A 21,967-nucleotide genomic window follows, 5' to 3' on the forward strand; every position below is an offset into this window, starting at 1 on the left:
CGACCGGATTTCCGGTCGGCGTTCAGTGGTGAAAATCAGCAGGCGATCAGGCAGTGACGATCGCGTCGAGGGCCGAGTAGAACAAGCCCAATCCGTCGTCACTGGGACCGGTGAGAGCCTCGGTGGCGTGCTCGGGGTGCGGCATCAAACCGACGACCCGGCCGTTGGCCGAGGAGATGCCGGCGATACGACGCTGCGAGCCGTTGGGGTTCTCCTCCGAGTAACGGAAGACGACGCGGCCTTCGCCCTCGAGTTCGTCGAGAACCTTCTCGGACGCCTGGAAGCGACCTTCACCCGACTTGAGGGGGATGAGGATCTGCGCGCCGGCCTCGTATCGCGAGGACCACGCCGTGTTGTTGGCTTCGACCGTCAACCACTCGTCGCGGCAGATGAAGTGCAGACCCTGGTTACGGGTCAGGGCACCGGGCAGCAAACCTGCTTCGCAGAGGATCTGGAAACCGTTGCAGATGCCCAGGACCGGCATGCCGCCCTTGGCTGCTTCCACGACCTTGCCCATCGCGGGAGCAAAACGTGCGATCGCGCCGCAACGAAGGTAATCGCCGTACGAGAATCCGCCGGGCACGATGACCGCGTCGACACCCTTGAGGTCTGCATCGCCGTGCCAGAGTTCGACAGCTTCACCGCCGGCCAGGTTCACTGCCCGCGCCGCGTCGATGTCGTCGAGCGTGCCGGGGAAAGTGATTACTCCGATACGTGCGCTCATGCCTCGACTCGCCTGACGGTCCAATCCTCGATCACCGTGTTGGCCAGCAGGCCTTCGGCGATCTTCTCGAGTTCGGCGTCTTCGACACTGCCGTCGATCTCCAACTCGAACCGCTTGCCCTGACGGACATCGGATACTCCTGCAAAGCCCAGGCGAGACAGTGCCCCGACAATTGCCTGTCCCTGGGGGTCGAGAATCTCGGCCTTGGGCATGACTTCGACGACGACACGGGCCACGTGCTGCTCCTCGGTACTAGTGCGCGAACCCGGAGTGAAACGCTCGGGTGATGGCCAGTTTACCGGGCGGACCCGAGATGGTTCGCATCGAGTGATCGGGGCGTGACGGCCACCACCTGTGAAACCCGCCTGCGAGTCCCTTCGGGGCGGCGCATACTCGAAATCATGCGACTGACACATTTTGGCCATTCCTGTGTGCTCGTGGAGTTGAACGGCTCGAAGATCCTCTTCGATCCCGGCAACTTCTCGCACGGATTCGAAGGCATCACCGGCCTCGACGCCATCCTCGTGACACATCAACACCCCGATCACGCCGACCCGGCGCGGCTGCCCGAACTGGCCGAAGCGAATCCTGACGCCGTGCTCTACAGCGATCCGCAGACGGCTGAAAAGCTCGGTGGGCGCTGGACCGGCGTCCGGCCGGGCGACCGGTTCAGCATCGGCGACGTCGAGGTGACCGGAACGGGCGGAGAGCACGCAATCATCCATCCGGACCTACCGATGATCGACAACACCGCGTTCCTCCTCGGTGACGCCACCAACCCGGCACGGTTCATGCATCCCGGCGATTCCCTCTACGTCCCCGAACAAAAGATCGACGTTCTCGCCCTCCCCGCCGCCGCACCGTGGCTCAAGATCTCGGAGGCCATCGACTACCTCCGCGCGGTGGCGCCGCGCGTTGCGGTTCCCATTCATCAAGCGATCATCCGCGACGAGGCCGCAGGCATCTTCTACGGTCGCTACTCGGAAATGGCTGCCGACGGCACCGAGTTCCGAGTTCTCGACGAGGAGTCGAGCGTCGAAGTCGCCTGATTCGGTTCTCACGCACTCACATCGACGATGATCCAGCCGGTGCTCGTGCCACCGGCTGCGTCGGTGAGTGTGTAGAGAATCCTGTCGGTGCCTGCCTTCGTTCCGGCTTCGAACACCACTTCGCCGTTTTCGAGCTTCACGGTGCCACCGAGAAGTGACGTCGCCCCGACGCCGGTCACTGTGATCGAATCTCCGTTGCTGTCATGATCATTCGCGACGGCGTCGACGGTGACTGTGCCGCCTGAGCGGACCCGCGCGGTGTCGAGTGCGGCGTACGGCGGGATCGGGCTTGCCGTGTACCGACCGACGTCGTCGAGTCGAGCCGAGGCAACCTCCGCCGCATCGACGATGGCAGCGAATTCGGTGCCGTCGAAGCGCGAGAGGTCGTTACCGTTCATGATGGTCGATCCCTCGGCGCCGCCGCCGTGGTAGTCGTCGGCATAGAAGTTGTGGCCCAACTCGTGGCGGAGAACGCGGCTGAAGTTGCCGTCGGACTCGGCACCGACATGCGCGTAGCTGTGGTCGAGTTCGAACTTCGAGTAGTAGGCATTTCCGCCACCGGATGCGCACACGACGGTCGCCTGATCGACACTCGACCCGACCTGATCGGACCACAGATCTTCCAACTGCTCGAGATTTTCACAACTGCTCGAGTACGGATCGCCGGCGGAATCTGCCCGCAGGACAACTCGACCGAGGACCGGCCGAATCCCGACGTCTCTGATCCAGATGGCAGCGGTGCGGGCCATTGATTCCTCGGCCCGATCCAGAGCGACGGCGGCACTGCCTGCGCCGTGCGCGGAGTACCACTCGCCACTAAGGTCCAGTCCGACCACGAACTGCTTGACCGTCTTGCCGACCCTTGCGGCCGAGGCCGGCGCAATGGCCGCGGTGGGCCACTTGGGTTTTGCGTCGATCGGCGCCGTGCTGCGACCGACCACCTCGGATCCGACGAACTCTATCGAAACACCACGATCGAAAATCGCCTGCCCGCGCAGTGTTCCGGCGGAGTCGACGATGGCCGAGACGATTGCGTCCGGACGCCCTTCTACGCTGCCGATGTACGAACGGGGCGCCGGGATCACCGCGTCGGTCAGCTCTCCGTCGCTGTCTTGCACAGCCATCGAGAACTCGGATCCCCGCAGGTTCATCTTGTGAAGGCGCAGTGTGAGTTGCTCACCTTCATCGTCGACGGTTGCGGTGCGGACGCCATCGCTCGATCCGCTCGATCCGCTCGATCCGCTCGACCCGCCGTCGACACTGCCCGTCGGCAGCATGTGAACCGCGCCGGTCGGAGCGGCAGACGCGAGCGCCGGAACGAACGCAGCACAGACGACTGCGCCCACAGCCACGGCGACAAGACCCTCGGCCGACTTGGAGAACACTCTCGTGCGCATGGCGAGATCCCAATCCCATCTACTAGCGGCAGATTAACTGCACGCACTCTAGCAGTGGGAGAGCTGGCTGACCCAGCGCTCTAATTAATCGTCCGTTTTATGCGATTTTGACCCACTCTGCACTACTACCAGCAAGGAAGTGGAGAAACGCGAAGAGTCTGCCCGCTCGGACAACCCGGACAGACGACATAGTCTCGTAGCTATCAAATAGTTGCCAACTGCCGAATTCAGGCAGCGCCGAGCTCCTGAGACGGGGAGTTCCACCGATACACCTGCGAGTCGGCTTCGTGGAAGAGGGCAAGGTCGACGGCGTCGAGGACGGCCTGACGTGGGCCCTCGTTTCCCAACTGCTTGGCCGTGATCGACAATCTGACCAGTCCCCCACGTTTGGCGGCACGCCCGGCGCCGAGAACCAATGCGCGACACCACCACGGCTCGGCCTTGAAGCCTTCGCCGATCCCGAAAACCCTTCCCCGTTGCAAGGTTCCGCGGGTCAGATCATGTACTGCCCCGAGGCCTGCCATCGTGCGAAAGCCCGTCTCCGGCAACACCGACATGGCACCGGGCGATGCCACCCAGCGCGGCGGTGCGAACACCCGGGTCCGAAGGCCTGCATGCTCGAGAACGCGGTCCGCAGCGAGTAGTCGCAGTTTCGCTTCGTGCTTCGACAGAGTGGCGAACTCGGCTCGGCGACGCTTGGTTGCGGCCTGGTCGTAGCCGTGCAGAACGATGGCATCGCCGTGCTCGCGACGCTCACGCAGCCAAGCCGTCGTCACCGCGTCGTCGGCCAGTCGGTATTTGTCCTTCAGTCGCGGCGCCACCAGGAGCGACAAGCGGACACCTCGAGTGTCCATCTCGTCTGCGAATCCGGCAGCGAGATAACATGTCTCGTCTCTGATTCCGGATACCGACACGATCAGTTCTGCGGACATACTCCGATAGTGGCAGCTGTGGGTGAACAGCACACTGCCGCCGGATGATCATCCGGCGGCAGTTTTCAGCGCACCTACTGGTTCTTGGAAACCTCTAGTTCTTGGGAAGCGCAGCTTCGATCGCGGCGACAACCTCGGGTGCGTCCGGCTCGGTCCGCGGACGGAAGCGGTTGACGACGGTGCCGTCCGGTCCGATCAGGAACTTCTCGAAGTTCCACTGAATGTCTCCCGCAGCGCCTTCGGCGTCGGCCGCCTTGGTGAGCTCGGCGTACAGCGGATGCTGGTTTTCGCCGTTCACCTCGATCTTCTCGAGAAGCGGGAACGTGACGCCGTAGGTAGTGGAGCAGAACGTCTCGATCTCTTCGGCGGTACCCGGTTCCTGCCCCATGAACTGGTTGCACGGGATACCGATCACGGTCAGACCGCGATCGGCGTACTCGCTGGCCAGCTTCTCGAGCGCCGAGTACTGCGGGGTCAGTCCACACTTGGACGCGACGTTGACCACGAGGACGGCGCGGCCGTCGTATTCACCCAAAGAGGTGGGCACGCCACCGAGGGTGTTGATCGCGATGTTCTGTACTGGAGTTGTCATAGGCTCCAACTTAGCGACTCTCTCGCGCACTGCTCCTTCGCGCACTGCTAATTCGACGCTCCGAGAATGCGATCGAGGTCGTCCAGAACGGTGAGGCCGCCGAGCGGTCCGACGCCGGTTATCCAGTAGGACATGTCCACCAGATGCGGGTTCGGGAAGAATCCGGCGTTGTCTGCGACGGCCTTCGGCATCGTGCCGGCATCGGCCGGTTTCGCGGAGGTGACCAGGATGAGGTCGGCGTTGGCTCCGGAGACGAATTCCGGGGAGAGGTCGACGGAGATCGAGTTCTCCCAGTCGCGTGCGGGAATCGTGAGTCCAGCACATTCGAGAGTGCTTCCGGCAAACGACGTGGGTCCGTACAGCGTCAGAACGTCGTCGCGTGGGCGGATCAGCTGAGCGGTCTTGCCCTCGGTGCTGTGCTTGCTCGCCACTTCCTCGCAGCGTGCCGTGTAGTCACCGAGCAGTTCACCTGCCTGATCGGTCTTGTTCAACGCCTCTGCGACGAACTGGACGTTGTCCTGCCACGGATCGGTCTGAGTTGCCATGTAGACGGTCGGTGCGATGGCAGCGAGCTGCTCGTACATATCACCGTGCCGCGATTCCGTTCCGATGATCAGGTCCGGGCTCAGTGCGACGATCTTCTCGAGGTTCGGTGCCGCGACGGTTCCGACCATCTCGATCTCCGCCGCTTTCTCACCGAGGTACGCCGGAACGCCGGTCGTCTCGCTGAGTACCGCGGTGCCCACGGGAATCACGCCGAGCGCTACCGACGTGTCGAGCTGAACCGGCTCGAGCACGACAACTCGCTGCGGATCCGTCGGTACGTCGGTAGTTCCGCGGGCGTGGGTGACCGCGTGCACGGTGTCGGCAGACTGACTGCCGGAATCGGTCTTGTCGTCACTGCCACACGCCGTTGTCGTTGCCACGATGGCGGCGAGGACAAAACCACCCAGCACGTACTTCGCCCGCGAGTTACTGCGTTTCATTCCCAACACTCCTGTTACCGACTGCTTTCGACCGTCACAGCCACGCGCATTCACCACGGCTGAGCAAAGGATTCACCATCCAATAGTCTGGTGAGCCTAACCTACGAGACTGGAGCCTCATCATGTCTTCCCTCCCCTGCCACAGCGACGGTGTCCTGGGGAAGGCATCTATGCAGTGCTTTCCGGAATTTGTCGCCAATCCGCAAACCAGTCGACGCCCTCACGCCTGTACACGGCAGTCGTCGACCGCCGGCGAACCTATGGTCGGTCGCGCCGGAATGACACATCTGTGGGTATTGATCGAGCACCCCGGCCCCTGGCCGGCGTCCGCCCCTGACGACATTCTCCCCGTCGCGCTCACCGAAAAAATCTACGCAGCGCAGGGCCGTATCCGTGTCGTGGTGATCCGGCGGACCCGCAACCGCCGAGTCCTCACCCCGACGTGCGTACTCGCCTGGACGGACGGCACACGCCAATGGATGCGGGAAGGGTCGGTCGACCGATACGAGGACCTGTCGGTACTGCCGTTCGAATCGATGGCCACCGGAGCGGAACCCGACTTCGGCCGCTCCCGCACGGAACCGCTCTTCGCAGTCTGCACACATGGAAAGAAGGATGCGTGCTGCGCGGAACTCGGCCGCCCGGTCGTGGCGGCGCTGAACGCGGCACAGATCGCAGATGTGTGGGAATGCAGTCACATCGGCGGAGATCGTTTCGCGGCCAACATGATTGCGTGGCCCGCCGCAGTCTATTTCAGCCGACTGGACGGCAACTCCGCAATCGATGCAGCCGAAAAATACCAAGCCGGAGAATTGGAGCTGCTGCACCTGCGCGGCCGGGCGGCACTGTCACAGGCCGCTCAGGCCGCCGAACACGCAGTCCGACGCGCCACCGACATCGTCGCCACGGACGCACTCGAGAGCATCAGCGAGAGTATGGACGGAGAACACACGACTGTCGATCTTCGGTTGGAGGGGAGAGACTTTCGCGTCGTCGTTCGCTCCGGTCCTCCAGGGCTGCCGTTCCGACATGATTGTGGTGCCGGAGGGACCGTCGAATGGAGCGGATGGACCGTCGAGCACGTTCGCGAGCAACCCCACTGACCACTCGATTTCGACAAGAGTGCCCGGCAGGCCATCGAACCGAGATTTGCGCTGACTGACAACACTTCGAATCAGGTCGCGATGAAGGATCGACGCCCCTGGTGTTTACAGCTTGCATTCTTCCCATGACCACCGCACTGACGCCGAATGCCGTACCCCGGTCTGCTGATCCGATCAAAAGTGAGGTCGACTACGAAACACTGGCAGAGAAATTCCGTCCGATCTTCGCGGACATCGCACAAGGCGTCGTCGAACGCGAACGCGATCACGTACTTCCCTTCCAACAGATCGACGCACTCAAGAATGCAGGCTTCGGCGCCGTTCGGGTGCCGACAACACACGGTGGATCGGGTGCGAGCATCCCGCAATTGATCCGCTTACTAGTCGAGCTGTCGAGCGCCGATTCCAATATCACCCAGGCCCTGCGCGGACATTTCGCGTTTGTCGAAGACCGACTGGTCGCCGACCCCGGCCCGGAGCGTGACATCTGGCTCCGACGCTTCGCGGAGGGACAGTTGGTCGGCAACGCATGGACCGAAATCGGCGACGTTGCATTGGGCGAAGCCAATACCAAGGTCTCGCCCGCACCCGATGCCGACCATTTCCTGGCGAACGGGGCAAAGTTCTACAGCACGGGTTCCATCTTCGCCGACTGGATCGACCTGTACTCGCAGCGCACCGACACCGGCGCATTCGTGATCGCGGCGGTCGAGGCGAGACAACCCGGTGTCACACACAGTGACGATTGGAACGGGTTCGGTCAGCAGACGACTGGCTCCGGTTCGTCCGTCTACGAGGACGCAATTGTACAGCCGGAGAACATCTTCGACTTCTCGACACGATTCAAATACCAGACCGCGTTCTACCAATTGTTCCACCTCGCCACTCTCGCCGGCATCGCCAAGGCTGCTACGATCGAGATCTCTCGTCGAGTTGCCTCTCGTACTCGAACCTTCAGTCACGGCAACGCTCCGAGATACGCGCAGGATTCGCAGATCCAGCAAGTTGTCGGCGAGGTGTCCTCTGCTGCCTTTGCAGCCGAGGCCGTTGCACTGCACGCAGCACAGTCGTCCCAATGGGCTTACGAAGCCGCATTCTCCGGCTCGCCGGAGGAAGAGAAGGCCGCCAACATCGCAGCCGAAATCGATTCGGGGCGAGGGCAAGTCGCCTCGATCGGACTCGTCGTGCCGGCCACGGCCAAGATCTTCGACGCACTCGGTGCTTCCGGAGTCAGCCGCGACCTCGATCTCGATCGATTCTGGCGCAACGCCCGCACCGTCGCCAGCCACAATCCGGTCGTCTTCAAATCCAAAGTTGTCGGCGACTACGAAATCAACAGAACCGAACCGATTTACGTGTGGGCCATCGGGACCGCACCGACCGAAAAGGATGAACAGGCATGACCGTGACCAGTGAAACCGAAGTCTTCGTCGGCGTTCCCGACACATCCGAGGGCTGGATCGACCGGGCTCGCGAGGTGAGCAACATCCTTGCCGCCGACGCACTCGCCCGCGACCGAGCCGGCGAACCACCGTTCCGAGAAGTTCAGCTGCTCAAGGACAGTGGTCTTGTGACGCTCCTGGGCCCGGTCGAGTTCGGCGGCGGCGGGCAGCGATGGGAGACCGCCTACAAGGTGGTTCGGGAGATCGCCCGCGCCGACGGCTCCATCGGACAACTGCTCGGATACCACTACCTGTGGGCATGGGCAGCCAGATTGGTCGGAACAGATCCGCAGATCTCCGCTGTCGAGGAGCTGTACACGAGCAACCGATTCTTCTTCGGCGGCGCGGTCAACCCTCGAGACACCGACCTCACCGTCGCGGACCGCGGAGACACCCTGGTGTTCAACGGTGTGAAGTCGTTTTCCACCGGCGGCCGAGTCACCGACCTCACGGTGCTCGAAGGAATCATCGACGGAACTGCGACGCATGTGTTCGCAATCGTGCCGACTGCTCAGGACGGCATAGTCTTCCGCGGTGATTGGGACAATCTCGGGCAGCGCCTCACCGATTCCGGCAGTGTCGAGATCAACGACGTCGAGGTCGACTGGGCAAGTGCGGCAGGCTTTGTCGACAAGGAATTCCAACCTCTGGTCTACAACACCCTGAACTTCCCGGCGATCGAGATCGTGTTCGCCAACTTCTACCTCGGGATCGCTCGTGGCGCACTGGACACTGCCGCCGAGTACACCCGAACCCGTACGCGTCCATGGCCGTACGGCGGTGACAACCGCGAAATCGCAACCGACGAGTGGTACCTCCGTGAGGGCTACGGCGACTTGCAATCCAAGCTGTGGGCAGCGGAGGCCTTCGTGGACCAGGTCAGCCGTGAGGCCGACGCCGTGCTCCACGACGCTCGCGAAAACCTCACCGAGCAGGCTCGCGGCGACCTCGCCGTACGCATTGCGGCCGCAAAACTTCGCGCCGCCGACGTCTCCTTGGAGATCAGCAACAAGATCTTCGAACTGACCGGTGCCCGAGCCACGTCCAACGACGTCGGCCTGGACATCTACTGGCGCAACATCCGGACGCATACCCTTCACGATCCGCTCGCGTACAAGCGCCGTGAAGTCGGTAGTCGTTTTCTGACCGGCGAGATTCCCGAACCGACCTGGTACACCTAGCCACGAACAGAAAAAGACCGTCGCACGGTTGGTGCGGCGGTCTCTTTCATCGTTACGACCAGGATCACTGATCGTAGATCGGGTTCCGCGCCTGCAGCGCAGTCAAACGTTCAGCAGAGCGGACGTTTCTAGTGATGGCTCACGAACGACTGTTTGGTGCCGGTCGGAGCCGTTTCGAGCTTGTGCTGCTCTTCTTCGTCCTCGTCGTCGAGCATCGTGGCTTCGTTGAACGGAATCTTCCCGTCGAGTACCTCGACGACGCGTTCCTTGTCGATCGTCTTGGTCCAGGCGCCGACCAGGAGAGTCGCAACCGCATTGCCCGAGAAGTTGGTGATCGCTCGCGCTTCCGACATGAAGCGGTCGATTCCGACGATGAGTCCGACGCCGTCGAGAAGCTCGGGGCGATGGCTCTGCAGTCCGCCTGCCAGCGTGGCCAGACCGGCGCCGCTGACTCCGGCAGCGCCCTTGGAGGCGATGATCATGAACACCAGCAGCGAGAGCTGTTCACCGAAACCGAGTGGCTGTCCCATGGCGTCGGCGATGAAGATCGAGGCCATCGTCAGGTAGATCGCGGTGCCGTCGAGATTGAACGAGTAGCCCGTGGGAACGACGATGCCCACCGTGGTGCGCTCGACGCCTACGTGCTCCATCTTGGCGATCAGACGCGGCAGTGCCGATTCGGAGGACGACGTGGCGAAGATGAGCAGGTACTCACGGGCCAAGTACTTGACCAGCTTGAAGATGTTGAATCCGGTGACCGCGCGCAGCAGCGTTCCGAGAACACCAAAGACGAAGATCAGGCAGGTCAGGTAGAAGCCGATCATCAGCGTGCCGAGCTGGACGACGGCGTTCAAACCGGTCTGGCCGACGACGCTGGCGATGGCACCGAAAGCACCGATCGGGGCGAGCCAGAGGATCATCGTCAGGATCTTGAACACGAGCTTCTGGATGTATCCGACGGCCTTGAGGATCGGTTCACCCGACTTGCCGAGCGACTGGATCGCGAAGCCGACCAGAAGGGCGACGAACAGAGTCTGCAGCACGCTGCCGGCTGTGAGGGAGGACAGCATCGACGTCGGAATGATGGACGCGATGAAGTCCCAGGTACCGCCCGCGCTGTGGGCCTGATCTGCAAGCTTGGCCACGGAGGCCGCATTGGGCGTGATGTTCAGGCCACTGCCCGGGTTGAGCAGGTTGCCGACGCCCAGGCCGATCGCGAGTGCGATGGTGGACATCCCGATGAAGTAGGCGAGTGCGAGGCCGCCGACCTTGCCGACCTTGGCCGCCGCTCGAACCGAGCCGATGCCGAGCACGATGGTGCAGAAGATGACCGGGCTGATCATCATCTTGATCAGGCTGACGAACAACGTGCCGAGTACACCGACGGACTTACCGAACTCGGGTGCGAGCCAACCGACGAGGATGCCTCCGATGACCGCGACGATGACGCTCATGTAGAGCCAATGCGTCTTGTCGCGCTTTGCCTTGGTGCCCTCGGGCTGTGGGGAACCGTCTACTGTCCCTGTTGCCGTGCTGCTCATGGGGTGTCCTTTGGATCGGATATCTGTGAAGTGATCGGGATCACTTCGAGTCGTGGAGAATTCTTGTTGCAAACAGGTGGGCCCGGAAGTTTGTGTTCATTACGTTCAGGAGGCGCTCGATGGTCGAACGAAAGACCGGCCGACGTATGAGCGTCGCCAGGCAGATCCTGCTCCTGCAATTGGCGTTGTTGGCGCTGGTCATCGGTGTGGGGGCCGCGCTCGCAGTTGTCGACGAACGCCGAGACAGCGACGACGCGATCCGCAGGCAGGTGAGCTCGATAGCGCAGACTCTCGCCCTGTCGGATTCGACGGCGGCAGCCCTGACGAGTCCGGACCCGACCGCGATTCTGCAACCACAGACCGAGAAGATCCGACAGGCAACCGGCGTCGATTTCATCGTGGTGATGGCGCCTGATCGCACTCGGTTCACCCACACGAGCCCGGAGCTGATCGGTCAACTCTTCACCGGGAACATCGACCGCGCACTTGCCGGCGTGACCTTCACAGAGACGTACGCCGGGTCGCTGGGGCCGTCGATCCGCGCAGTCACTCCTGTCTACGATTCCGGCGGAACCCTGGTCGGTCTGGTTTCTGCCGGTGTCACCCGCGAGCAGATCAGCAAGCAGTTCGCCCAAAGTGTTCCGGTCATCCTGTTCGTTGCCGGCGGCGGTCTTCTTGCCGCCCTCCTGAGTTCACTTCTGGTGAGTCGGCGTATCCGGCGACAGACCCTGGGGATGGCGCCGGATGAACTGCGCACCATGTACGAACACCACGACGCCGTCCTGCACAGCATCGGTGAGGGTCTGGTGGTGATCGGGCGAGGCCGAAGCAGAGATGCGCGAGTGGATATCGTCAACGACGAAGCGCGTCGCCTCCTCGATCTACCGGACGGGCCCGTGCCACTTTCGTCCATCCCCGAGACCATGCGAGTCGACGACGCCTCTCCCGCGAAGGATCAAGTGCACCTCACCGACAAGCGTGTGCTGGTGGTCAACCAACACCCGGTTGAGTGGGAGGGCAACAGAATTGGCACCGTGCTGACAATTCGCGATCACACCGAATTGCAGAACGTACTCGGGGAATTGGATTCGGTACGCAGTTTTGCCGAGTCGCTTCGATCGCAAGCCCACGAGAGTGCAAATCGTCTGCACACGATCATCACGATGGTCGAGTTGGGCCGGAACGAAGACGCAGTGGCCTTCGCCACCAATGAATTGCGAGTGTCCCAACAGTTGATAGATCGTCTGATGAATGCGGTCCACGAACCGGCGCTCGCCGCACTGCTGCTCGGGAAAATGAGTGAAGCGACCGAACGCGGGGTCGACCTGACCATCACCGAAGACACCGCGCTCGGTCCGGTTCCTTCGCTCAATGCACGCGAGTTGGTCACGCTGGTCGGCAATCTCGTGGACAATGCTATTGACGCATCGCGCGCGAGCGAGTCTCCGTGGGTGGAAGTGACGGTAATGGAAGAGGATTCGATGATGGTTGTTGCCGTCGCCGACAGCGGCCCGGGAATGACACCCGAAGCACTCGAAAAGGCCAAGGGCCGTGGCTACTCCACAAAATCCGGCTCTCGCGGACTCGGTCTCGCACTGGTCTCTCAAGTTGTGAAACGGCACGGCGGCACGCTCACCAGCGAGCCGGCGATGGGCTCCATGCTGGTTGTCCGTATCCCGCTGCGCGAGGCGGAAGCACCGCGATGATCCGTGTGCTGATAGTCGACGACGAACCGTTGATCGCCCAGGCGCACCGTTCGTACGTCGAGCGTGTGCCGGAATTCGTGGTCCATGGCGTGGTTCATTCCGGGAACGCCGCCGTGCGTGCAGTTACGGCGGCCAACGCCACCGACCAGCCCATCGACCTGGTCCTGCTCGACATCGGGTTGCCCGACGCCAGCGGTCTCGACGTGGCTTCCGCCCTGGGCGGTTTGCGGCCCAGTCCGGACATCATCGCGGTTACCTCGGCGCGCGATCTGGAGGTGGTCCGAAGCGCCGTGGCTCGCGGGATCGTCCTCTATCTTCTCAAGCCGTTCACTTTCGCAGCATTCCGCGACAAGCTCGAGCGCTACCTCGAATATCGTGCAGCACTTCCCGCTGGAGAGTCTGCGGTCAGTCAACACGACATCGACCGCGCGATGTCCGCGCTACGAACGTCCGACGATCGAGCAGCGGCACCGAAAGGCTTTGCGTCTCAAACACTCGGACTCGTCGCAGCGTCCGTCCGGGATTCTGAGGGACCCGTGACCGCTGCAGAGGTGGCAGCGTCGGTCGGCGTGTCCCGGGTGACAGCCTGGCGCTACCTGGAAAAGCTGGCAGACGACGGCATGCTCACCCGGGAGACCGAGTACGGGCGCGCTGGGCGCCCTCAGGTTCGTTACCGCAGAACCTGATTGACGCGGAACCTGATTGACACCGAAGCTAGTTTGCGCCAACCGTGTCGAGAACCCAGGCGAACTCGAACGCGACCTCTTTCCACTTCTCGTACCGACCGCTGACACCGCCGTGTCCGGCGCTCATCTCGGTCTTGAGAAGTAGCGGAGCATCACCGGTCTTGGTGGCGCGCAGTTTTGCGACCCACTTGGCCGGCTCCACGTACAGAACACGGGTGTCGTTGATGCTCGTGATCGCAAGAATGGCGGGATAGTCCTTGGCTTCCACGTTCTCGTACGGGCTGTACGAGCGCATGTAGTCGTAGACGTCCTTGTTGTGCAGCGGATCTCCCCATTCGTCCCACTCGATGACCGTCAACGGCAGCGACGGATCGAGAATCGACGTCAACGGGTCGACAAACGGAACATTGGCGAGAATGCCGGCAAACAGTTCCGGAGCGAGGTTGGCGACAGCGCCCATCAGCAGTCCACCCGCACTACCGCCGTCGGCAACCATCCGGTCGGCCGACGTGACACCGGTGTCGATCAAATGCTTTGCGCAAGAGACAAAATCGGTGAAGGTGTTCTTCTTGGTGAGCGTCTTGCCGTTTTCGTACCAGTGACGGCCCATCTCGCCGCCGCCGCGCACGTGTGCGACGACGAAGACGACACCGCGATCGAGCAACGACAAGCGGGCAACCGAGAACGACGGGTCGATGCTCGCCTCGTAGGAACCGTAGCCGTACAACAGCAGCGGCGCGGGACCTTCCGGCGCACCTACGCGCCTCACGATCGAGAGCGGAATGCGGGTTCCGTCGTCGGCTACTGCCCAGTCGCGACGCTGCTCGTAGTTACTCGCATCGAAGTCTCCGAGAACGGGCTGCGACTTACGCAGTGCCAGTTCACCACTGGCGACGTAGTAGTCGTACACCTGCCCGGGAGTGATGAATGAGGTGAACCCGAGCCGGATGGTGGGCTGCGCCCATTCCGGGTTGGACCCCATGCCGATGCTGAAGAGTTCTTCGTCGAAGTCGATCTCGTGGCGTTCGCCGTAGCCGTCATCCGTCAACGGCCACACGGCAACCCGAGTGAGCGCCTCGCGTCGGTAGCTCAGGACGAGGTGTCCGGCAAAGGCTTCGGCTTCTTCCAGCCGAACGTCGGCGCTGTGCTCGATCAGCGTCGTCATGTTCGTCGGATCCGACACGGGAGCTTCCACCAACACGAAGTTCTCGGCCTTGATGCCGTCGACGACGTCGTTGTGGAGAATGAGGAAACGGTCCTCTCCCCCGATCACGGCGTGCTCGGCCCCGTACTCGACGCCCTCGCGACGCGGGATGATGACGCGGAAGTCGCCTTCCGGGTTCGCCGATTCCAGCATCCAGCCTTCGCTGGTCACCTTGGAACCGACCCAGATCATCAGGTACTTCTCGCTGCGGGTGGACCCCACCGAAACCCAGTACCGTTCGTCGGGCTCGTGGAACACCGAAACATCTTGACTCTGCGGCGTTCCCAGCTTGTGACGCCACACCGTGTCCGGACGCCAGGAGTCGTCGACCGTCATGTAGAAGACGTGACTGTGGTCGATCGCCCAGGTGGCGCCAGGCGCGGTATCGGGAATCTCGTCGGCGAGCATCTCACCGGTCTCGAGGTTCTTGAACCGCAAGGTGTACCGCTCGTCGCCGACGATGTCCACCGAGTACGCGAGCAACGTGCCGTCCTCGCTGATGGAGAACGCGCCGAGCGAAAAGAACTCGTGCCCTTCGGCTTCGACGTTGCCGTCCATGAGGATCTGCTCGCCCGCCAGCTCGACGCCGGGCGTCAGGTCGGGCGGAGTCCAGTCGTCTTCACCGGCGATGGGGCACCGGCACTGGACGGTGTACGACTTGCCTTCCACGCTGCGCGAGTAGTACCACCACTTACCCATGCGCGTGGGCACCGACATGTCGGTTTCCTGCGTCCGCGACTTGATCTCCTGGAAGATCTTCTCGCGCAACGGCTCGAGCGCGGCCGTCTGCTCGTCGGTGTACGCGTTTTCGGCTTCGAGGTATGCGACTACCTCGGCGTTGTCCTTGTCCCGCAGCCACTCGTAGTCATCGACGAACGTGTGTCCGTGATGGGTACGTTCGGCGGGGACCTTCTTTGCGACCGGCGGGATCAGGCTCATGCGCTGGGACCGACCCAATCGTCGAAGGACAGACCGGAAATGCGCTCGTACGCCTCGATGTAGCGTGCACGGGTCGCGTCGACGATCTCCTGCGGCAACGGCGGCGGTGTCGTGTCCGAGCTACGGTCCCAGCCGGATTCAGGGCTCGTGAGCCAGTCGCGCACGAACTGCTTGTCGAAACTGGGCTGCACCTTGCCCGCTTCGTAGCCTTCGAGAGGCCAGTAGCGCGACGAGTCGGGGGTGAGCACCTCGTCGGCGAGCACGAGGTTTCCAGCGGAGTCGAGACCGAATTCGAGCTTGGTGTCGGCAAGGATGATTCCGCGATCGGCTGCGAAGTTGGAGGCGCGGGCATAGACGTCGAGAGTGTCCTCGCGAAGCTGCACTGCCAGCTTCTGGCCGACCTTCTCCACTACCTGATCGAAGCTGATGTTCTCGTCGTGATCCCCGAGAGCCGCCTTGGACGCCGGGGTGAAGATCGGGTCGGGCAGACGCGACGCCTCGACGAGGCCCTCGGGCAACGCGACGCCGCACACTGCGCCGGTGTTGTTGTAGTCGACCAGGCCAGAGCCGGTGAGGAAGCCACGAACGACGCATTCGACGGGAACCATGTCGAGGGAGCGCACGACGAGAGCGCGGCCGAGAACCTCTTCCGGGATGCGATCGTCGTCGGGCTCGCCGGCCAGGTGGTTGGTGCCACCGAGGACGTTGAAGAAGAACACGCTCATCGCGGTGAGCACGCGACCCTTGTCCGGGATCGGTGTGCTGAGCACGTGGTCGTAGGCCGAGATCCGATCACTCGCGACAAGCAGCAGATGCTCGTCGTCGATCGTGTAAAGGTCACGGACCTTGCCACCGGCCAGATGAGTGTAGGAATCAAGTGTAGGACGCACCCGGTCACCCTATCGGGCGTTCGCAGTTCGTACAGAACCCCGGTAGCCGGGACAGGTAAGCGTCCTCGCCGATCGGAGAGCTGTCCGCCCTGCTCATCCGGATATGCAGGTGGCCCCTCGCCAGCAGGCGAGAGGCCACCGTCACAGTCGATGAACTACTGGTTTGCGGGCAGCTTCGACAGGCCCTCGTCGATCGAATCCAGCGTCAGAAGGGCCGTCTGATAGGTCGCGGCCAGCGAATGCTGAACCTGGACGACGTTGCCGGCCTTCACTGCGGGCAATTCCTTCCACAGCTCGGAATTGACCAGCTCCTGCAACTGGGGCGACATCGAGCCGTCGGCATTGAGGCCGTAGACGATCACGTCGACATTTCCGAGATTTTCACCGATCTTCTCGATGGATACCTGTTCGACGTGGATGTCGGCGGGGTCTGCGGGGGTGCCGGGGAACTGCAGTCCGAGTCCGTCGAAGAGATTGGTCGTGTACGAGGACGCATACTCGCGTGAGAAGGTGCCGGCTTCCGGCTTGCAGACGTTGCACACGCCGCCGAAGGTCAGCGAGCCGAGCTTGTCCTTGTACTTCGCGGCCAGTTCGGCGGTTTTGGCGTCGTAGTCGTCCTTGAACTCGCCGTAGTTGTCGGAGACATTCGCGGCATCGGCGAACTGCTCGCCCAGCACTCGCCAATCAGCAGGAACCGTCGGTCCCAGGAAGACGACGGGAGCGGCCGCCTCGAGCTGCGCCATGTCCAGCTGGCTTTCGACTCGAGCGGGAACACCCATGATGATCAGATCGGGCTCGGCAGCGACGATTCCCTCGTAGTTGAGCTGGGAGACGTTGCCGTCGGGCGCGACCTTCGGCAGAGCTTCGTAAGCGGCCTTGGTCTTGTCGTCCATGTTGCCGAGTTCACGGGTCCACTCGCATACTGCTGCCAGGTTCGCTCCCGCCTGAATCAGCGGCAGAACTGCGTATCCGCAGGCCACGATCCGCTGCGGGTCGCTCGGGATCTCGATGGATCCGTTCTGCGCCTCGAAGACACGGGTCTGCGAGCTCGCGGCTGTCGTCGACGATTCGGACGACGCCTCCTCGGAGTTGCTGCAGCCGGCGACGCCGACCGCCAGCGCAGCTGCTGCGCCGATCACCACTGCGCGGCGAAACCGCGACAGACCTTGAACCCGCATGTTGAACTCCATCTGAACGCACCGGACTGCTCCGGAATTGATTTGGTTAGGCTAACCAATATCAGGGCACCGGACCTTTACACAAACACAGGTCCCGAGGAATGAACTGCGCCTCCCGAGCCGCCCACGCTCACAACAGCACGCCTCCCACTGAGAGGGAGCAAAGCAAGATTCCTCTCGAATCGGACACGCGAACTCGCTACCTTGCCTTCGCGATACCTCATCGACTCGCCACTCTCTCCGCTCGACGAAGGGCTCACACATGTCCCGATCCACCCGTACCTGCTCACTACGGTCTGCCGCGGCCATTGCGTTGACCAGTAGCTTTCTCATCACCGGTTTCGGCGCCTCGATCGCGCAGGCCGAACCTGGCCCCTCGGCTCCGCTGTTCGGCTCGCTGGATTTCGGATCCAGCAACCTCGGCAGTTCCGAGCAGACCCCAGATGCGCCGCGGCTGACCGGGATCGACAATTTCCGCGACGTCGCAGGCACCGGCGCCGGATACTCGGGGACTTTCGGCCTGCCCGTGAACAAGGGAGTCTTCTACCGCGCGAACGCGATCACGCCCAAGGGCGATGACATGAGCAATCTCGAAAAGCTGGGACTGACAAAGGTTTACGATCTGCGCACGGAACCCGAGATCGCCAGTAAGCCCGATGTCTTGCCCGACGGGGTTGCGTACGAGAACATTCCGATCCTGTCCGGGAACATCGCCGAGATGATCGCGAAGATCAAGTCCCCCGAGGACTCACGATCGATGATGCAGGACATGAACCGCGCCTTCGTCACCGGAGCGACGGAGCGGGCCGGGTTCGCGCAGTTGCTCACGGGTCTCGCGGAAACCGAAGGTGCACAGGTCTTCCACTGCACCGCAGGCAAAGACCGCACCGGCTGGACGTCGTTTCTGCTGCTGAGTATCGCCGGTGTCGACCGCGCGGTGATCATGAACGACTACTTGCTGACCAACGAGTACACAGCCGAAGGCATGAAGGCCACGCGCGCGGGCATCGCGGCGAGCCTGGGCGAACAGATGGCCGTCAACATGGAGCCCCTGTTGGGTGTCGAGGCAAGCTATCTCGATGCCGGTCTCGCCCAGTTGGACCAGACCTACGGGTCAGTCGATCGGTACCTGACCGAGGGCCTGGGTCTGAGCCCGGCGACTGTCATGACGCTCAAAGCCAAACTGCTGGGCTGAGTGGCACGGATGCCCCGGGTTCGACGAGGGATCGGACCCGGGGCACGTGTACTTCTCTGCCCGTGCCGCGGCGGATGCGCCGCAGCGTCCCATGCGTCAGCGCGATACGGCGATCACGTTGTTTCGGTACGCCCAGATGACGATCTGCACACGGGTACGCACCTGCAGCTTCTTGCAGATGTTGCTGATGTGCGACTTCACCGTGCTCTGTTCGAGGCTGAGGGAATCTGCGATGTCGTTGTTTCCCAAGCCTTGTGACAGCAACTGCACCACATCCATCTCACGCGCACTGAGACCGTGATCCGATCCGGAGCGCGCCGTGGACATCGGTGCCGGCTTGCGCCTCGCGAACTCCACGATCAGTCTCGACGTCAATCTCGGCGAGAGCACCGAACCACCTTCGGCCACGGTCAACACTGCCGACGAGAGCTCTTCGGGATCGGCGTCTTTGAGCAAGAACCCTGCGGCACCGCTGTCGAGCGCCTCGAAAACGTACTCGTCGAGATCGAACGTGGTGATCACGATGACGCGGGTCCCGGGAAACTCGGCAAGGACCTCCCGGGTCGCAGTCAACCCGTCGCCATGCGGCATTCGGATATCCATCAGCACGACGTCCGGACGCAGTGCACGCACCTGCTCGTACGCCTCGACTCCCGTCTTGGCATGCCCGACGACACGAATCTCGGGGTGACCGGAGAGAAACAGCTCGAACCCCTGCCGTACCACCTGCTGGTCGTCTGCAATAAGGACATCGATCATGCGTTGATCCTCCCGTTCACCGGCACCAGTGCCTGCACAGCCCACTCACCTTCCGAATTCGGTCCGGCGTCCAGTTGACCACCCATGAGCGTCGCGCGTTCGCGCATTCCCACAATTCCGAGGTTTTGCCCGTCGGAGGCCGGGCGAGCATTCCCGAGAGTATTGACCACCCGTACCCTCACCGCACCGGCTTCTCGACTCAGACACACCTTGGACTCGCTACCCGGCGCATGGCGAAGGACGTTCGACAACGCCTCCTGCACGATGCGGTAACACGTCAACTGGACTCCGCTGTCCAGGTCGTCGAAGCGGCCGACCTTCTCCAACGAGATCGACGAGATGGTGCGCTTGCAGTCGTCCACCAACTCGTCGATGTCGGAGACCATGGGCGTCGGGAAATCGGGGTCTTCCTCACCCAGGCGAAGTATCCCCACGATCTGCCGCAAGCTGTTGAGGGCCCGCTGACCCTGCTCGATGACGCCCCCCAGAAGGGCTTGTGCTTGTTCGGGATTGCTCGAGAAGAACTTGTCGGCGGCACGAGCCTGGATGATCATGCCGGTCATGTGGTGGGCAGCGACATCGTGCAGTTCACGTGCCATGTCCTGCCGTTCGGCGACAACGGCATTCGCAATCTTGCGTTCGCGGTCCCGGTGCAGATCCGCTACTGCCTGACTGTTCTCCACTGCTTGTTTTCGCAGGCGCGCGACGATCTTTCCCATGGCTGCGACGACCAGAAAACTCGTGACGGTGTTTGCCGCCGGTTCGAGGAACAAGTGAGGCAACTCCCCCACCTGAACCTCGGCGACCGTCAGCCCGTCCCGTTCGGTGAGATACATCGCCAAGATCACGTCCATCGCCATTCCGAGGACCAGCAGTCCGACCAGGCGCATGCCTGTCACTCGGATGGACACTGCCATGATCGCGAACCAGAAAAGCGGCGTGGCCCCCAGCGATCGACTGCCGAGGAAGAGCATCAATCCGCCGGATCCTGCCAACGTCAGGACGTAGTACGCGATCGGGTACCGCCGGCGCGCACACGCCACAACGGTCAACACCGTCAGGAAACCCATGATGCCGACGACGGTTCCCGGATCGCTCAGCACTCGATTGCTCGTCTCGGGTTCAGTCTTGAGACTGGCGAGACCGAACACCCACGGCACACTCAGCAGGCCGACGATCACGGCCGCCGTGGCCGGGTTGTTCAGGTTGAAACGTCCCCACCCTCGCGATGCCAGGGCTTGCCCCGGGGCATTCTGACCAGCCGAGTCGAACATCCACTCCCCATTCCGCATCCGATGATTGACGTTCATGGTGGCATGCGCGCACCACTTGGTCCCACATTCGGCGAACGTGAAGGGAATGTTCGATTCCCGGCTCCTACCAAAGCACTAGTTGAAGGTGAAAGGCCTAGTACTTATGGCTCAGCTGAACTGCTCGACCAACCGGTTCACCATGTTGGTTGCGCTGTAGTAGTCGAGACGGAAGGTGTCCAGACCCACGGCATAGACGTGGTGATCACGAATTGCCGGATGCTGGGCCAACAGTGGAAGTGCCTCGACCGCCTTCACCGCACCGTCGTCGGCACTGACCAAGATCAGGGTGTTGCCCGCGATACCGTCGTAGAGGTTCTCCGCCGAGACCTGAATGATGTCCTTGCGCTTACCCATGGATTCACTGCTCTTCGCGGACTCGGGAATGTCGGCGACCGTGAAACCCATCGCCGTGAGCAACTTCGCCTGCCCCGACTCGTGCGTCCAGATATTGGCGCCGCTGCCGTCCTCGTAGTAGACCAGCGCAGTGGTCGGCTGCGGGGGAAGTGTGATCTTGGCCTTCGCGGCCTCTACTGCGCTGTCGAACTTCGCGACCGTGGCCGCCGCGTTGTCTTCGAGACCTGTCGCCTTACCCAGCACAGCGGCGACTTCCTGCCAACTACTTCCGCCGTAGTCCACCACGATTGTCGGCGCGATGGCCGTGAACTGTTCGTACAGATCGACGACGGAGTCACCTCCAGTTGCCGAGACGACGATCAGGTCCGGGTTCTGCGCCAGAACGGATTCCGCGTTCGCACCGCCCATCGGCAATACTGCAAGTCCGCGTTCTTCTGCTATGTCGCCCCACTGTGTGAACAACCCCTGCGCATCCGAGACGTCGGTGTTCGGTCCCGTCGATGCGGTAGCCACCACCGGAGCGTCGATCGACAACAGCGTGCCCGTCAGCGTCACACTGGTCGAGACGATCCTCTCCGGCTTCGACGTGATCTCCACCGGCCCCTTCGGCGTTTCCACGGTACGCGGCCAATTACCCTGCGATGCAGCTGAGTCAGCATCGGAATCGGCATCCGCAGAACTACAACCGGCGAGGGCGAACCCTGCTACCAAGACTGCGGAGAGCACCTTCAGGGTGCGTGATTTTTTCATTGTGACGCCCACTGGCGGACCACTCCTCGAATTCAAAAGCCCATTA

At 62.4% G+C, this 21,967-nt stretch carries 20 protein-coding genes; 7 read left to right on the forward strand and 13 right to left on the reverse strand.

Going from position 1 to position 21,967, the window contains the following annotated elements; genetic code table 11:
- Positions 1-46: 46 nt before the first annotated feature.
- A complete protein-coding gene (gene purQ, locus ABH939_RS10925) occupies positions 47-724 on the reverse strand; it encodes a phosphoribosylformylglycinamidine synthase subunit PurQ (RefSeq protein ID WP_003945887.1) in 678 nt (225 codons plus the stop codon).
- Complete coding sequence (purS, locus tag ABH939_RS10930) at positions 721-960, reverse strand: phosphoribosylformylglycinamidine synthase subunit PurS (RefSeq protein WP_003945817.1); 240 nt, start codon at positions 958-960, stop codon at positions 721-723. The genes purQ and purS overlap by 4 nt, the downstream gene beginning before the upstream one ends.
- Before the next feature lie 165 nt (positions 961-1,125).
- Here purS and ABH939_RS10935 point away from each other — a divergent pair, with 165 nt between their 5' ends.
- Positions 1,126-1,773 carry an MBL fold metallo-hydrolase gene (locus ABH939_RS10935; RefSeq protein ID WP_054781003.1) on the forward strand — a complete coding sequence of 216 codons (648 nt, stop codon included), beginning with the start codon at positions 1,126-1,128 and terminating at the stop codon, positions 1,771-1,773.
- A gap of 8 nt (positions 1,774-1,781) precedes the next feature.
- Here ABH939_RS10935 and ABH939_RS10940 read toward each other — a convergent pair whose 3' ends face one another.
- The 4 genes from ABH939_RS10940 to ABH939_RS10955 form a co-directional block, all read right to left on the reverse strand.
- A complete protein-coding gene (locus ABH939_RS10940) occupies positions 1,782-3,170 on the reverse strand; it encodes an Ig-like domain-containing protein (protein ID WP_404649615.1) in 1,389 nt (462 codons plus the stop codon).
- Positions 3,171-3,397: 227 nt separating this feature from the next.
- The gene (locus tag ABH939_RS10945; RefSeq protein ID WP_007734443.1) at positions 3,398-4,102 is read right to left on the reverse strand and encodes a DUF2334 domain-containing protein; all 705 of its coding nucleotides are present in this window, start codon (positions 4,100-4,102) and stop codon (positions 3,398-3,400) included.
- Positions 4,103-4,196: 94 nt separating this feature from the next.
- On the reverse strand, positions 4,197-4,694 hold the full coding sequence (locus tag ABH939_RS10950; protein WP_003945816.1) for a glutathione peroxidase: 498 nt from the start codon (positions 4,692-4,694) through the stop codon (positions 4,197-4,199).
- 47 nt (positions 4,695-4,741) lie between these two features.
- Positions 4,742-5,680 carry an ABC transporter substrate-binding protein gene (locus ABH939_RS10955; protein ID WP_054781002.1) on the reverse strand — a complete coding sequence of 313 codons (939 nt, stop codon included), beginning with the start codon at positions 5,678-5,680 and terminating at the stop codon, positions 4,742-4,744.
- 278 nt (positions 5,681-5,958) lie between these two features.
- Between ABH939_RS10955 and ABH939_RS10960 the strand changes: the two genes are divergently transcribed.
- The 3 genes from ABH939_RS10960 to ABH939_RS10970 all read left to right on the forward strand — a co-directional run bounded on the left by ABH939_RS10960 (position 5,959) and on the right by ABH939_RS10970 (position 9,406).
- Positions 5,959-6,783: a sucrase ferredoxin gene (locus ABH939_RS10960; RefSeq protein WP_233405655.1), complete on the forward strand. Its 825-nt coding sequence runs from the start codon at positions 5,959-5,961 to the stop codon at positions 6,781-6,783.
- A gap of 125 nt (positions 6,784-6,908) precedes the next feature.
- Positions 6,909-8,186: an acyl-CoA dehydrogenase family protein gene (locus tag ABH939_RS10965; RefSeq protein WP_063314974.1), complete on the forward strand. Its 1,278-nt coding sequence runs from the start codon at positions 6,909-6,911 to the stop codon at positions 8,184-8,186.
- Complete coding sequence (locus ABH939_RS10970) at positions 8,183-9,406, forward strand: acyl-CoA dehydrogenase family protein (protein ID WP_054188015.1); 1,224 nt, start codon at positions 8,183-8,185, stop codon at positions 9,404-9,406. Before ABH939_RS10965 ends, ABH939_RS10970 begins: the two co-directional genes overlap by 4 nt.
- Before the next feature lie 128 nt (positions 9,407-9,534).
- Here ABH939_RS10970 and ABH939_RS10975 read toward each other — a convergent pair whose 3' ends face one another.
- Positions 9,535-10,947 (reverse strand): C4-dicarboxylate transporter DctA, encoded by a 1,413-nt coding sequence (locus ABH939_RS10975; RefSeq protein ID WP_007734438.1) that lies wholly within the window; start codon positions 10,945-10,947, stop codon positions 9,535-9,537.
- 119 nt (positions 10,948-11,066) lie between these two features.
- On the opposite strand from ABH939_RS10975, the gene ABH939_RS10980 reads away from it, so the two are divergent.
- Both ABH939_RS10980 and ABH939_RS10985 read left to right on the forward strand, forming a co-directional pair.
- Positions 11,067-12,653: a sensor histidine kinase gene (locus ABH939_RS10980; RefSeq protein ID WP_054826964.1), complete on the forward strand. Its 1,587-nt coding sequence runs from the start codon at positions 11,067-11,069 to the stop codon at positions 12,651-12,653.
- On the forward strand, positions 12,650-13,339 hold the full coding sequence (locus ABH939_RS10985) for a response regulator (RefSeq protein WP_003945570.1): 690 nt from the start codon (positions 12,650-12,652) through the stop codon (positions 13,337-13,339). The genes ABH939_RS10980 and ABH939_RS10985 overlap by 4 nt, the downstream gene beginning before the upstream one ends.
- 28 nt (positions 13,340-13,367) lie before the next feature.
- Here ABH939_RS10985 and ABH939_RS10990 read toward each other — a convergent pair whose 3' ends face one another.
- The 3 genes from ABH939_RS10990 to ABH939_RS11000 all read right to left on the reverse strand — a co-directional run bounded on the left by ABH939_RS10990 (position 13,368) and on the right by ABH939_RS11000 (position 17,562).
- Positions 13,368-15,482: a S9 family peptidase gene (locus ABH939_RS10990; RefSeq protein ID WP_404649616.1), complete on the reverse strand. Its 2,115-nt coding sequence runs from the start codon at positions 15,480-15,482 to the stop codon at positions 13,368-13,370.
- Positions 15,479-16,372, reverse strand: a complete 894-nt coding sequence (locus ABH939_RS10995) for a phosphoribosylaminoimidazolesuccinocarboxamide synthase (protein ID WP_003945463.1) — start codon at positions 16,370-16,372, stop codon at positions 15,479-15,481. The genes ABH939_RS10990 and ABH939_RS10995 overlap by 4 nt, the downstream gene beginning before the upstream one ends.
- A gap of 155 nt (positions 16,373-16,527) precedes the next feature.
- Complete coding sequence (locus ABH939_RS11000) at positions 16,528-17,562, reverse strand: ABC transporter substrate-binding protein (RefSeq protein ID WP_082845674.1); 1,035 nt, start codon at positions 17,560-17,562, stop codon at positions 16,528-16,530.
- Between the two features lie 250 nt (positions 17,563-17,812).
- Here ABH939_RS11000 and ABH939_RS11005 point away from each other — a divergent pair, with 250 nt between their 5' ends.
- Positions 17,813-18,745 carry a tyrosine-protein phosphatase gene (locus tag ABH939_RS11005; RefSeq protein ID WP_070162114.1) on the forward strand — a complete coding sequence of 311 codons (933 nt, stop codon included), beginning with the start codon at positions 17,813-17,815 and terminating at the stop codon, positions 18,743-18,745.
- 96 nt (positions 18,746-18,841) lie between these two features.
- Here the strand turns inward: ABH939_RS11005 and ABH939_RS11010 are convergent, their stop codons facing one another.
- From ABH939_RS11010 to fepB, 3 genes are all read right to left on the reverse strand, one after another.
- Positions 18,842-19,504: a response regulator transcription factor gene (locus ABH939_RS11010; RefSeq protein ID WP_003945911.1), complete on the reverse strand. Its 663-nt coding sequence runs from the start codon at positions 19,502-19,504 to the stop codon at positions 18,842-18,844.
- Positions 19,501-20,778 (reverse strand): sensor histidine kinase, encoded by a 1,278-nt coding sequence (locus ABH939_RS11015; protein WP_404649617.1) that lies wholly within the window; start codon positions 20,776-20,778, stop codon positions 19,501-19,503. Before ABH939_RS11015 ends, ABH939_RS11010 begins: the two co-directional genes overlap by 4 nt.
- Positions 20,779-20,925: 147 nt before the next feature.
- Entirely contained in the window at positions 20,926-21,921 is a 996-nt protein-coding gene (gene fepB / locus ABH939_RS11020; RefSeq protein WP_039973419.1) for a Fe2+-enterobactin ABC transporter substrate-binding protein, read from the reverse strand.
- Between the last annotated feature and the right edge of the window lie 46 nt (positions 21,922-21,967).

This window comes from Rhodococcus sp. 27YEA6 (assembly GCF_044908235.1).
Lineage (GTDB): Bacteria > Actinomycetota > Actinomycetes > Mycobacteriales > Mycobacteriaceae > Rhodococcus_F > Rhodococcus_F qingshengii.